The organism is Bartonella sp. PS7NMGDW, from assembly GCF_042193585.1.
Classification (GTDB): Bacteria; Pseudomonadota; Alphaproteobacteria; order Rhizobiales; family Rhizobiaceae; genus Bartonella; species Bartonella grahamii.
Map to the genome: position 1 here is coordinate 40,575 of NZ_JBHILX010000002.1, position 13,108 is coordinate 53,682.

The 13,108-nt window shown below is 38.7% G+C and carries 13 protein-coding genes; 4 read left to right on the plus strand and 9 right to left on the minus strand.

Going from position 1 to position 13,108, the window contains the following annotated elements:
• Positions 1-228: 228 nt before the first annotated feature.
• Together pth and ACFIKJ_RS01405 are read right to left on the minus strand one after the other, a co-directional pair.
• Positions 229-810: an aminoacyl-tRNA hydrolase gene (pth, locus tag ACFIKJ_RS01400; protein WP_375653239.1), complete on the minus strand. Its 582-nt coding sequence runs from the start codon at positions 808-810 to the stop codon at positions 229-231.
• Between the two features lie 75 nt (positions 811-885).
• Positions 886-1,515 carry a 50S ribosomal protein L25/general stress protein Ctc gene (locus ACFIKJ_RS01405; RefSeq protein WP_375653241.1) on the minus strand — a complete coding sequence of 210 codons (630 nt, stop codon included), beginning with the start codon at positions 1,513-1,515 and terminating at the stop codon, positions 886-888.
• A 292-nt stretch (positions 1,516-1,807) separates the two neighbouring features.
• Between ACFIKJ_RS01405 and ACFIKJ_RS01410 the strand changes: the two genes are divergently transcribed.
• A complete protein-coding gene (locus tag ACFIKJ_RS01410) occupies positions 1,808-3,307 on the plus strand; it encodes a helicase HerA domain-containing protein (RefSeq protein ID WP_375625076.1) in 1,500 nt (499 codons plus the stop codon).
• Here the strand turns inward: ACFIKJ_RS01410 and ACFIKJ_RS01415 are convergent.
• The 4 genes from ACFIKJ_RS01415 to lgt form a co-directional block, all read right to left on the minus strand.
• Positions 3,304-4,236: a ribose-phosphate pyrophosphokinase gene (locus ACFIKJ_RS01415; protein WP_375648326.1), complete on the minus strand. Its 933-nt coding sequence runs from the start codon at positions 4,234-4,236 to the stop codon at positions 3,304-3,306. The genes ACFIKJ_RS01410 and ACFIKJ_RS01415 overlap by 4 nt on opposite strands.
• 484 nt (positions 4,237-4,720) lie before the next feature.
• Positions 4,721-5,512: a peptidoglycan editing factor PgeF gene (pgeF, locus tag ACFIKJ_RS01420; protein ID WP_375670170.1), complete on the minus strand. Its 792-nt coding sequence runs from the start codon at positions 5,510-5,512 to the stop codon at positions 4,721-4,723.
• A gap of 102 nt (positions 5,513-5,614) precedes the next feature.
• Entirely contained in the window at positions 5,615-6,694 is a 1,080-nt protein-coding gene (locus ACFIKJ_RS01425) for a class I SAM-dependent methyltransferase (protein WP_375670171.1), read from the minus strand.
• Complete coding sequence (gene lgt / locus ACFIKJ_RS01430; protein ID WP_375625788.1) at positions 6,669-7,547, minus strand: prolipoprotein diacylglyceryl transferase; 879 nt, start codon at positions 7,545-7,547, stop codon at positions 6,669-6,671. Before lgt ends, ACFIKJ_RS01425 begins: the two co-directional genes overlap by 26 nt.
• Positions 7,548-7,854: 307 nt before the next feature.
• On the opposite strand from lgt, the gene ACFIKJ_RS01435 reads away from it, so the two are divergent.
• Both ACFIKJ_RS01435 and ACFIKJ_RS01440 read left to right on the plus strand, forming a co-directional pair.
• Complete coding sequence (locus ACFIKJ_RS01435) at positions 7,855-8,100, plus strand: accessory factor UbiK family protein (RefSeq protein ID WP_273724124.1); 246 nt, start codon at positions 7,855-7,857, stop codon at positions 8,098-8,100.
• Positions 8,101-8,507: 407 nt separating this feature from the next.
• The gene (locus ACFIKJ_RS01440) at positions 8,508-9,008 is read left to right on the plus strand and encodes a YbjN domain-containing protein (protein ID WP_375653250.1); all 501 of its coding nucleotides are present in this window, start codon (positions 8,508-8,510) and stop codon (positions 9,006-9,008) included.
• Between the two features lie 45 nt (positions 9,009-9,053).
• Here ACFIKJ_RS01440 and ACFIKJ_RS01445 read toward each other — a convergent pair whose 3' ends face one another.
• Together ACFIKJ_RS01445 and ACFIKJ_RS01450 are read right to left on the minus strand one after the other, a co-directional pair.
• Positions 9,054-10,394 carry an ATP-binding protein gene (locus ACFIKJ_RS01445; protein ID WP_375625794.1) on the minus strand — a complete coding sequence of 447 codons (1,341 nt, stop codon included), beginning with the start codon at positions 10,392-10,394 and terminating at the stop codon, positions 9,054-9,056.
• An 8-nt stretch (positions 10,395-10,402) separates the two neighbouring features.
• Complete coding sequence (locus tag ACFIKJ_RS01450; protein ID WP_375625796.1) at positions 10,403-11,107, minus strand: response regulator; 705 nt, start codon at positions 11,105-11,107, stop codon at positions 10,403-10,405.
• Between the two features lie 142 nt (positions 11,108-11,249).
• Here ACFIKJ_RS01450 and ACFIKJ_RS01455 point away from each other — a divergent pair, with 142 nt between their 5' ends.
• On the plus strand, positions 11,250-11,900 hold the full coding sequence (locus tag ACFIKJ_RS01455; RefSeq protein ID WP_375670172.1) for an MBL fold metallo-hydrolase: 651 nt from the start codon (positions 11,250-11,252) through the stop codon (positions 11,898-11,900).
• A gap of 65 nt (positions 11,901-11,965) precedes the next feature.
• On the opposite strand, the gene ACFIKJ_RS01460 is transcribed toward ACFIKJ_RS01455, so the two are convergent.
• Complete coding sequence (locus ACFIKJ_RS01460) at positions 11,966-12,697, minus strand: BA14K family protein (RefSeq protein ID WP_375670173.1); 732 nt, start codon at positions 12,695-12,697, stop codon at positions 11,966-11,968.
• Positions 12,698-13,108: the final 411 nt, after the last annotated feature.

The window sequence follows — 13,108 nt, forward strand, 5'->3', positions numbered from 1 at the left end:
TGGAGAGAGCCATTTGAATCTTTTGGTTTGCTGTTCAATCTTCTCTTTCTCTCAAAAGAGAAGATAAGCCTTTCTTTTTCAAAAGTGTACATAAGCTTGTATTCTTATTCTGTTTTCTAGCTTCTCACGTTGCCAACAGATTTTGCCTTTGAGAAAGTTTATAAGAGGCATTTTTTTCTTTTTTCAAGAGTTCTTATCCATATGCTTCACGCGACTGTGATACGCAAGTCAATGGCTTTGATTGTTTTTTATCGTTTGTGAAATTTCATTCATAAAGAGGGATTTATCATCTTTTATAAGGAGAGCGATATTTTTTGCAATTGCCTCTAAGAGAGGGGATAACCATTCTTGATCAGATTTGGTAAAATTTCCCAGAACATGCTGATGAACAAGTTCTTTTTTTCCAGGATGACCAATTCCTATGCGTATACGACAATAGTTAGTACCACAATGGGCATCAATAGACTTAATACCATTATGCCCATTATTTCCTCCACCAATTTTTATACGAACTTTTCCCGGTGACAGGTCTAACTCATCATAAATGATGATCAAATTCTTCAAATCTAATTTATAAAATCGCAAAGCTTCACCGATAGCTTGACCAGAAAGATTCATAAAAGTTTGCGGTTTTATAAGAAAAATTTTCTCATTATTTATGAAACCATTGGAGATTTCTGCTTGAAACTTCTTCGACCATGGAGAAAAAGAGAAGGACTGATAAATGGCATCAACAGCCATAAAACCGATATTATGGCGGTTATTTTGATATTGTAAACCAGGATTGCCAAGACCAGCAATAAGCCACATGTGCATCTTCAGTCAAAGTATGAGTAAGATAATGTCTCATAAATTAAGGCGGAAAAAATTCCCGCCTTTTGAGTTTTATGAAGTTTGCGTGTTTTCTTCATCGTCTTCTTGTTCAGAAGTTTCATCACTGACATCCATGCCAGCAGGAGCTGAAATGGTTGCAATGGTAAAATCTCGATCTTGGATGATGGGAGTCACATCTTTTGGCAGTTGCACTGCTGAAATGTGAATAGAATCACCAATAGAGTAGCTGGCGAGATCAATTTCAATAGCTTCAGGAATAGCACTTGCTGGAGCAGTACATTCAATTTCGTGCCGAACAATATTGAGGACACCACCCTTTTTAAGTCCAGGTGCTGTATCTTCATTGAGGAAGTGGACAGGAATATTCACTTCTACAACGGATTTTGCTGAAATGCGTAAGAAATCTACATGGAGGGGAAAGTCACGCACGGGATCTAATTGATAATCTTTTGGCAAAACCATAATTTTTTGCTTGTCAAGAATAATCGTTGCAATGGTGGTACGAAAACCACCGGCATGAATTTTGTAGAAAATTTCTTTATAGGGAACTGTTATTGCCAAAGGGGGTTGTTTTTCACCATAAATGACAGCAGGAATAAGACCGTTGCGGCGAAGTTCACGGGAGGACCCCTTACCAACCCGCTCGCGTTTTTCGGCCTTAAGAGTGTAGCTTTTGCTCATAATTTAAGTCCTTTTTACATGATTGGAGATCCTTCAAAAACAATAATAGTTTTTGCATGGATATGAAGATATGCGCTAACCAACAGCGATCGCTCCATTCTGCGTTGCCTCCAAGGGTGTCTACGCAGAAGCTTGTTCTATAATTCAAACTATTCATAGATGCAAGAGTTGTGGGAAAAATCGATGATTTCTACCGTTAAAAAGGAGGAAATGTTACAAATTACGGTGTGGATGGAGAATCAACCAATATGCGCTGGCACTGATATGTTCAAAATCAAACACTGGAGATGTTATGAAGGTTGAGATTGCCTTGGGTGAGATGTCAGAGAGTCGTGCTTTGCATAAATCGATGCCAGCACTTCTTGATCTGGAAGAATTATTGGCGACACGTCTTCTTGTACAAGGTAATTCCGGTTCAGGGAAATCACATCTTTTACGCCGTCTTTTGGAGCAAAGTGCTAAGTGGGTGCAGCATTGTGTAATTGATCCAGAAGGCGATTTTGTAACTTTGGCAGATAAATTCGGTCATGTTATTGTAGAGGCTCAACGTAGTGAATTAGAATTGACTCGTATTGCTCATCGCATTCGCCAACATCGGGTTTCAGTGGTATTTAATCTTGAAGGTTTGGATACTGAACAACAGATGCGTGCTGTAGGGGCTTTTCTTGGGGCACTGTTTGATGTGGAACGTGATTATTGGTATCCTATGCTTGTCGTTGTCGATGAAGCACAATTGTTTGCTCCAACTGCGGCAGGAGAAGTTTCTGATGAAGCACGTAAGATTTCTCTTAGTGCTATGACCAATCTTATGTGTCGAGGGCGTAAACGTGGTCTTGCTGGTGTTATTGCGACACAACGTTTGGCTAAGTTGGCCAAAAATGTTGCTGCTGAAGCTTCAAACTTTTTAATAGGGCGGACTTTTTTAGATATTGATATGGTGCGCGCTGCTGATCTTTTGGGAATGGAGCGCCGCCAAGCGGAAATGTTTAGAGATCTTGAGCGGGGGAATTTTATAGCTTTAGGTCCCGCTTTATCACGACGTCCCTTACCAATCATTATCGGTTCTGTTGAAACTTTGGCACGCTCTTCTAGCCCTAAATTAATGCCACTTCCAACAGAGCGGGATGATGTGCAAGAGCTCGTTTTTACTGCTTCACCAGAGGAAATTTTAAAGCCATTTAAACAAATACGAGAGCCGATGAGGGAAAAATCAATGCACGAGATGTTAGAGGAGGTAGTGCATAAAAAACAAGAGTTGTTGGAAGAAACCCCGAGTTTATTTCCTGAACTTTCTGATGTTGAGCGTGACGGCCAAGCAGAACATATTATTCGGGAAATTCTTGAAGATTCTGAGGCTTTTTATCGTTCAACAGCGGTGCTTTATCAAGATTTTTCAGTTCGTTGTCGTATCCATGGTATGTCAAAGGTTCCTTTTAATCTTTCACAGTTTCGGCGTAAATTGGCTATTGCTCAGGCTTTTGTTGATGAACAAACGGCTGTCAGTGAACATTGGAAACATATTTTGCAGATATCAGAAAGTTTAGAAGAAGATGTCCAAGGAGTGTTCTTGAATGTAGCACAGGCTGCATTAGGGGGAAAGCCATGTCCATCGGATGCATTTTTAGCACGTCTTTATGGAACTCATTCTTTAAGCCGTGCACGCCGACTTTTAACCTACTTTGAAGAGCGTGGACTTATTGTTATTCACACGCATTTTAGTGGTCAACGTATTGTTGCATTTCCTGATCTTGGTGTTGAAACAGCACCCGGAGACCCCAAGGAACCACTTTAACCAAATAAGCTGGAAACCGATTGTTCTGCTGCTGTCCTTGCTATTGCTTCCCCAATAAGGTCGGCAATGGGCAAAACACGAATATTATGGGCGTTCTCAATAGCTTGTGTTGGCATAATTGAATCTGTAATAACCAATTCTTTCATCTCTGAATTGGTAATTCGTTCGATTGCATTACCAGAAAGAACACCGTGCGTGATATAAGCCGTGACACTATTGGCACCATGTTTAAGCAGAGCACTTGCTGCATTGCATAAAGTTCCACCTGAATCAACAATATCATCAAGCAAAAGGCAATCTTTTCCCGATACATCTCCAATGATATTCATAACCTCTGATTCACCGGGACGTTCACGACGTTTATCTACAATAGCAAGCAAGCTGTTCAAACGCTTGGCGAGCGAGCGTGCGCGTACAACACCACCCACATCAGGTGAAACAACAATAACATTTTCAAGAGAATAATGCACTTTGACATCGCGAGAAATGACGGGAACAGCATAAAGATTATCCGTAGGGATATCAAAAAAACCTTGAATTTGTCCTGCATGAAGGTCTAATGTTAAAACACGATGGGCTCCTGCTTCAGTAATCAGGTTGGCAACAAGTTTTGCGGAAATGGGAGTACGCGGACCAGGTTTACGGTCTTGGCGTGCATAGCCAAAATAAGGGATAACAGCTGTGATGCGACGTGCCGAAGAACGACGAAGCGCATCAATCATGATGAGTAATTCCATCAAGTGATCATTGGCTGGATAGGATGTAGATTGCAAAACAAACACATCCTGTCCACGCACATTTTCATGCAATTCTACGAAAATCTCTTGATCAGCGAAACGTTTTACGGTGGCTTTTCCTAAGGGGATGTTCAAATAATTTGCAACATCTTCAGCTAGGCGTGGATTAGAATTTCCGCAGAAAAGTTTCATAGTAGAACCTCTAAATCATCATGGTGGGAATGCGACACGGTTTTTAATTTCTTTTTATTAAATTGCAAGAGAACGATTACAAAAGCCTTACAATTTTATCGATTATTGTTAAAGAGCTATGCGGTATGTTTTCTCTTTTTCCAAAAGTTTGTTGCTTTTAGAGCAAAGTTTTTTCTCCATGCGACAAAGAAATACGTATTGATTAAGCTTTTTGGTTATTACTTTATAAAAAAATGCTTTCAATATGGGGAATGTTTCATATTTAAGATGAATGAAGGGGAGTAAATAACAAAGAAGTATAATCTTGCTTTCAATCATTATAACTAAACATTGAAAATGATTCAGAGCAAATGCTATCATATTTTATGGGCTGGTAAATGATTTTGTAAAAAAAGCAAAGCAAAGTACAATAGGATTTATTTTTACATTTGGGTAAAAAGTTTAGTTTTGCAGTTTTGGTATTGTTTTAAAAAATAAAAGGGGATCATCTTTTATTTTTTAGCATAATAGTAGAAATTTGCCGTCCGTAATCAGGTTCACTACGGTGTATTGCACGGCGATAGGAGAAAAAACGCTGTTCATCTTTGTAGGTGCAAAGCTCTACACAAGAAGCATTAACGCCTGCTTCTATGAGTTGATGCATAATGAATGCCCACAGATTAAAGTAAAAGTGATTTATTTTGTCTTTTTTTATAAAATATTTTTGGTATTTACTGTGGCAATCAATAAATTGGTCGTAAAATTCGCTTGTTACTTCATAGTGGCAAGGACCAATACAAGGTCCAAGGACTGCTGTTATTGATTGTCTTTTGGCTCCTTGTTTTTCCATAACAGCAATTGTTTTCTCGATAATTCCATTTAAGCTTCCGCGCCAGCCAGCATGAGTTGCAGCGATGACACCTGCTTGTGGATCAGCAAACAGAATGGGTCCGCAATCTGCTGTAAGAATGCCGATTACGAGTTCTTGTGTGGTGGTAACGAGAGCATCGGCTTTAGGAGGGGAGCCGATAAAAGCTTTATCAACGACAACGACTTCACAAGAGTGTATTTGATTGACAGTGACTAAATTTTGTACCTCAACATCAAAATAATGAGCGACCAAAGTGCGGTTTTGTGTAATATGTTCAGGGTGATCATTTGAGCTTTGGCCAACATTAAGGCTTTGGTAAAGGCTTTTTGAAACACCACCTTGACGAGTAAAAAAACCATGTTCTATCCCATGGGTTTGTAAAGTAGAAAGATTTTTTGCAAGAATGGGATGAGGGATAGATTTCATAAAAGTTCCTTATGGAGATTATTGGAAGCGAGGGTGGAGATGTTTATTTTAGTCAATGAATATTTCAGATACTGATGTGCTTATTGACAAAAGCGCCGATCATCAAAATTGGGGAGGTATGGAGATGTTTTTATCACAAACATGTAAAACTTTAAATAATTTTCCCATTTGATCTTGACCAGCAAGCCGTTCGATGTCCTGGCGGATTTTGTCTTGCAAAGGAGCACTTTTGCCAACTCCAAGCTGTTTTGCGCGCTCCAGTAGCCCCATTTTTAAAAGAAAATCTCCTTGCTCGAAGATTTCAGCAAAACAACCTTGTTCAAGGGCTGTGTTTTTTAAAAAAGAAAAATCAACATGGGATGTTAAATCATGTTCACCAGGGGCATCAAAAATATCACGAAATCTATGTTTTGACAGTGCTTGCAGTGTATCGCCAAATGCAAGATCAGCAGCACCATAGTCGATAAGTAAAGCAGAACCTGTCACTTGTACTAAATGGTGGCTGATTTGTTGCATGAATTGATGCCGTAAGGGGGAATATTCAAAAATTGTTCCGTCAGGCCCTTTAGAACAATAGGTTTGTAGACAAGAAGAGGGAAGTTTATGTGGGGCAGCAATAAAGATGAAATCTCCATCTTGATTGACTGTGATGCAGCGTTCTCTCCATTCTCCATTGACTTTAATATATTGGTTGATAGGGAGTGTATCGAAGAATTCATTAGCTATGAGGAAGAGAGGTTTTGAAGGAATTTGATTAAAATTTTCAATGCTATGGATTTGTTTTTGATAAGGGCAAAGGCGCTTTTTTTGTTCTTTTGCGAGTTTTTCACTTATTTCAAGGAGAAAAACCTCAGCTGCATTAAATGCTGTCGTAGATAATTTTTGAATGGTACGCAAAACATCATCCATGAGAGTTCCACGTCCTGGACCTATTTCAGCGAGGATAAAAGGGTGAGGACAACCATGAGCGTTCCAGCTTGCGAGAGTCCAAATCCCAATCATCTCTCCAAATAATTGGCTTATTTCGGGTGCTGTAATGAAATCACCAGCACGTCCAAAAGGTGTTTGTGTTTGATAATAACCAAATTGAGGATCGGTAAGTGCCAACGTCATATATTGGCTAACAGTGATTGGTCCATTAAGGGCAATAATTTCTTTAATTTTTTCTTTTAGATTGGTCATTTTCTGTCGATTTATATTTAAAGGCGTGGAGAAGAAGATAAAACCCTAAAAGAAGCATGGGAAGAGATAAAGCCATGCCATAGGTAAAACCAGTAGAATGGAAAAGAGTCGAAAACCATTCTGGATCTTCTTGAGGCGCACGGTAAACTTCAGAAATGCTGCGTGCTACTGCGTAGCCTATAATAAATGTTCCTGCAACAGCTCCAGGGCGCTTTAATGCCTTGAAGGCAAAAATGATAAGGCATAAGATGATGAAGAGAAGAAATCCTTCCATGAAAGCTTCGTAAAGTTGGCTTGGATGGCGCGGTAGATAGTGAGGATCGAGAGGAAAACAAACAGCCCAAGGACGTGTAGTAATATTGCCCCATAACTCTTGGTTAATGAAGTTGCAAATTCGTACAATGCCGATACCAATAGGAGCACCTGCAGCAATGATATCAAACATGGCTCGTATGTTAATATGATTTTTGCGGGCAAACCAGACCATAGCAATGATAATACCAATAAGTCCGCCATGAAAGGACATTCCCCCATCCCATACGGCAATGATAGCACTTGGATGGTTAAAATAGTAAATGGGATCCCATACAAGAACTTGTCCTAAACGCCCTCCGACAACAACACTTATGGCAGACCAGACAACAAAATCTCCGATCTTTTCTTTATCCATAGGAGGGTGGTCTCTATACCATAGAGATGTTTTTTTTAATAATTTTTGCGCATACCACCAAGCAAAAAGAATCCCCACCACGTAACCAAGTCCATACCAATGAAGTGCTATGGGACCTAGCTGGATAATGACAGGATCAAGAAAAGACGGAAAAGCAATGGCTGGACAAGAAAGATTGTTCATGAATTAAGCATCTTACATTATACGAGATGAATATGAAGTGACTCTGATGGTCAGAAATGACAGATGAATGCGCAATGGTCAAGTCAGTAGGGAGGCTAGTCAGAAAGGGGGATAGATTTCCACTGGTTTATCGCGGTAAAAAAAATATGGTGATAAAAGGAATATTAAAAAATCTTAAACAAAATAGTCATGAAAAATCGGCACAGTATATAAAATATAGGGTAAAAGGAACAAATTACAGTATCTAAATGTTATGAGAATACGCTATAATGCGTGCGTCAATAATTAAAATTTAAGGAAAAATGTTATGCGTAATGGATCAAATCGTATTCTTGATGAATTAGCAAAATTAGCAACAGATGCTGCTGACGTTGCGCAAGGTATACGACGTGAAGCTGGAACAGCTTTTCGTGTGCAGGCTGAAAAGATAGCAAACAAACTTGATCTTGTTTCTCGCGAAGAGTTTGAGACTTTTAAGGAGATGGTGCTGAAAATCCATGCTGATAATGCTGATTTGAAAAGGCGCCTTGATGATTTAGAAAAAGATGATTGAAAAAGAACGCAGACACAAAAAAGTACAATAGGTTCTTAAAAAAAGAATCTTCAAAAAATATCCCCAGTTTTTCAATATGATGCGTGAAACTAAAAAATGCTTAATCTTGAGTCTGTTAGAGCGGAGCATTTATTTATTTTTGATTTTTTTTTGGGGTGAAATACATTTTTTTGAATCAGGGGGGCTGGCGCTATGAAATTGTATCAATACACTGAAAAGACTTGATGATTCGTTTTATGACTATCAGGTTGCCCTAAACAGCGCGATTGTGTTCTGGGTGTTTGTGTACTGTCGATGTTTTTATGTGTATTTGTTTGGTGTAAAGGTTCTGATTGTAGCAAAATATTGTTACAGTTTAGGCGGTTTATATTCTGTTGACAATGTTTTTAAGATGATTGAGGATTGTGATGAGGCTTGCATTTTGGGCCACAGAGAGAAAAGAGCACCCTGTTGACTTTATCGAACAGATTGCCTGTGAATATGATTGGTCGTTTGAGCGGGATGCGCAAGATGAAATTAGCGTTTGTGTGGAAGGAAAGCGCGCAAATTATCGTCTTGCTTTTTCATGGATGGAAGAGCATGAAGCACTTCATTTGGCTTGTTCGTTTGATCTTTTTATTAAAAATGCTCGAACAGCTGAAATACAGCGCTTATTGCTAGCAATTAATGAAAAGTTGTTGTTGGGACATTTTGATTACTGGCAAAGGAATAGTTCAGTTATTTATCGGCAAGGTCTTCTTTTGGCTGGTGGGATGCATCCATCTCATATACAGGTTGAAACATTGTTGATACATGCACTTAAAGTCTGTGAAAGCCATTATGTTGCATTTCAGATGGTTGCTTTGTCGGGAGAAAGTGCTTACAAGGCACTGCAGTACACTTTGTTTGAAACTGTAGGGAATGCCTAAAATACACAGTCTGTTATTTTTACAGATGGTTTGCTGAAATATTGCTCATAGGGGGATATCAAGAATAGCGCGTAATCCTCCGAGTGGGCTCTCATCTAATTGTATATTGCCACCATGGCTGCGTGCTATGTCTTGAGCAATAGAAAGACCAAGTCCTGTTCCACTTGCATCTTGATTTCGCGCTTTATCAAGTCGAAAGAATGGCTTAAAAACTTCTGTGCGCATATTTTCATGAATTCCAGGTCCATTATCATCGATTATTAATATAAAAGATTCTTGTTGAGAGTTAGCTGTTAGTGTAACGGTTGTGCCATAACAAAATGCATTTGATACAAGATTGCTGACCAAGCGTATGAAAGCACGGGGACGTACTTGTATTTCTGTAGGACCTTCAATGGTGTAAGAAAATTGACGTTTGTGAAGATGAGCATCGGCGGAGAATTTTTGCATAAGAGCATTTAAATCAAAAGTCTTGACACTTTCACTTCCTTCACCACGAGCAAAAGCAAGATAATCTTCTAACATATTTTGCATGTCACTTACATCTTGCTCAAGCGGTTTAATATCAAAGTCAGTATTTACTAATGCTAGCTGAAGTTTAAAGCGTGTAAGAATGGTTCTTAAATCATGACTTACTCCTGAGAGCATCATGGTGCGTTGTTCGATTTGGCGTTCAATACGTTCTCGCATACGTAAAAAAGCAATGCCAGCACGACGGACTTCATCAGCTCCTTGTGGTTGAAATCCTTTTGGTAAAGGACGACCGCGTCCAAAGCTTTCTGCTGCTTCAGCCAATTGTTGAATGGGTTTGATTTGGTTGCGCAAAAAGTAAATTGCTATCAGCAATAAAACAAGCGCTGTTCCTACCATCCAGCTTAAAAAAATAGCAGTATTGGAAGCGTAGGCTTGGCTGCGTGGAGCAAAGACGCGTAAGATGTTGTGACCAAGGTGGATACGGATTTCAACAAGATTAGAATCGCCTACTGTATCAATCCAGAAGGAGCGGTTAATTTGGCGGGTGATTTCTTCACTCAGAAAATAATCAAGAATTGCGAAAAATGGTTTAGGTCCTGGAGGGGGAAGAGGGGAAGGGGGCAGGATAGAAATATTTAATCCCATGCGTTGTTGTGCAATACGCTTGATATCTTCATAGTTATCTTGTTGCGGATATGTTTCAATGATATCGATAATAGCTGAAATGTCATGCACGACAGCTATTGAAAGACGCTCGGTTACCATTTGCCAATGGCGTTCCATAAAAACGTAAGCAATGACTGTTTGCAGAAGCACCATAGGAGCGATAATAATGATCAAAGAGCGGGCATAAAGCCGTTTAGGCATTTTTTTCGTTAACCATCGAAGAAAAAATCTTAAAGGTTTGATCATTCTTGTGCCTATTCAATAGAGAGTTTATACCCTATTCCTCGCACGGTTTGGAGCCATATAGGCAGTGGTGGGTTTTTTTCGATTTTACGACGAAGGCGGTTGATTTGTACATCAATGGTACGTTCACTTATATTGCTGTCATCGGTCGCGAATTTATGGCGCGGAATTGTATTGCCTGCATTTTCGGCAAAAATGACCATCATTTCTTGTTCTTTATCTGTTAATTTAATAATTTCTCCCCCTTTTTTGAGTTCGCGCCGTGAAATTGAAAATATATAAGGTCCAAAAACGATCTGCTCAATTTTGGGTTGGTGAGGGGGAAAACCACGCCGTAAAATGGCATTGATACGAAGAAGAAGTTCACGAGGGTCAAAAGGCTTAGCAAGATAATCATCTGCACCCGCTTCTAAGCCATGGATACGATTGTCTATTTCTGATAAAGCTGTTAGCATGAAGATAGGAACATCCTTTGTTTGCCGGAGTGAATGAGTAAGATCAATACCGTTTTCACCAGGCATCATGACATCAACAATAAGAAGATCAAAATCTAAACTTGCCAACAGTCGTCTTGCTTCATTAGCATTGGCTGAAACTGAAACACGAAATCCATTTTTAATGAGAAACTGAAATAAAAGATTGCGGATACGAGTGTCGTCATCAATCACAAGAAGGTGAGGTGCGTCATCACACAAAACTTGAACATGATCGGACATTCTTAAAAACCTTGATAAAAATTTAGTTTACACAAAATGCAAGTTTACATAAGTTGTATAAAGCTGTCGAGCAGCACCTTTACCTTAAAGGAGAGAAAGTTTTATTTATAAATTTAAAAAAGTTATTTTTGAAAAGGATATTATGGGTAGTCTTAATATACATATTATTCCAGTTACGACATTCCAACAAAATTGCACTTTGCTTTTTGATAGTGAATGTAAAATGGGGGTTCTCGTTGATCCCGGTGGTGATTGGCCGCGGATTCAAGACGTAATCGAAAAGAATGGCGTTATCGTTGAGGCTATTTGGATAACACATGGTCATTTTGATCATGTGGGAGCAGCAATGCAAGCGAAAGAGGCGCTTAATGTAAAAATTATCGGTTCACATTGCGATGATAAGCCTGTGATGGATGCCGTGAGCGAAAGCGCAAAAAATTACGGCATCACTGATGCATGCATCTGTATTCCTGACCAATGGTTAGAAGATGGTGAGTGCGTTCATTTTGCTGGACATGTGTTTAAGGTTTTTCACACCCCAGGACATTCTCCTGGTCATGTTATTTATTTCAATGAAAAAGAACGCTTAGCTCTCTTGGGTGATGTGCTCTTTCGTGGTTCTATTGGACGCACTGATTTCCCCTTCTGTTCTCATGAAAAATTGATGCACTCTCTTCGAGAAAAAGTTTTACCCTTAGGCGATGATGTTTGTTTTATCTGTGGGCATGGTCCTAAAAGTAGCATAGGCTATGAGCGCCAAAATAATCCTTTTCTTCAAGATTTTAATATATGAGCAAACAAAAAAACGCTTTGAAGCGTTTTTTTGTGCCATTTAAGACTTTTTTAGTAGAACAGAAGTTAATTTATTGGGGCATAACAAATGTGTTCCAAACCATTACGGTCTCGAAAAGTCCCTGTTTTAGGGTTGAAGGAACGGTATTTTTTCTTGCAATAGTTAAGCCAATCAGATTCTAATGATTTCTGGAGTGGCTCATATTCCACCGTTTGCTGCACTTGATAAACTCTTTGATTTTGCGGAACTTTTTGATAAATCACCTGATTTTTTGGTACTATTTGATAAACCACTTGTGGCTGTTCTGGTTTTTTTAAAATTGTACCAAGAATACCCACTGCTAAAGCATCTCCTGAGTTGTCTATATGAATATTACTGTGTTTTGTCTTTTTGCGCTCAATGTGATGATATGTTTTGTTTTCAACATGATGATAATGATGATGATGATGATGTTGTTGTTCTGTCCTATTATGTTTGGCTTCAAATCTTCTAGAGTTTTCTTCAGAACGCTTGCGGAAATCATCAACAAACTTTTGGAAATCATCAGAATGACAGACATTTTTGCTATCAGAACAACGGGAGCTAGAAAAACTGGAACGCCACATATCAATTTCCTTATCCATTTCCCTTGTCGCATCATCTCTTTCTTTACGCATCTTCCTCATCATATCATCTATTTCTCTCGTGATAGAGTGAGTAACATCCCATGCCATATCCGCAAGCGTTGTATTTAGCGGCATGAAAACGGTTGCAGTTGACATTGCTGATAATACCGCTAGCTTGATCACCTTTTTCATAATGATGCTCCTTGTGTAAATTCGTATTTTTCACATCCTACACATTTCAAACTGAATAGAGCCTGAACAATTTTGGACTTTATTGTGACAAAACAAAAGAAAATTCATTTAGTTAAACCCATTGCAGGTACAGTAAAATAAAATCATGAAAGAATTTTGATTTCAATTAATGTACTCTACTTGAGGCTAATTAATAAGTTTTTATTGACCCCACCCGATTTTTTACTATGGAATATAAACTCTTTATTTAGGGATAATTTTTGTATCATTTGATACAATATAAATTTAATAATAGGTGTATAAATAAAAGTTATCATTTTTTATCATATGCTTATGGTGCTATGATAAAGTCTTATTTTAATTTATTTGTATTATAGAACAGCGTCCTATTTTAATATTATCTTGTGAGGA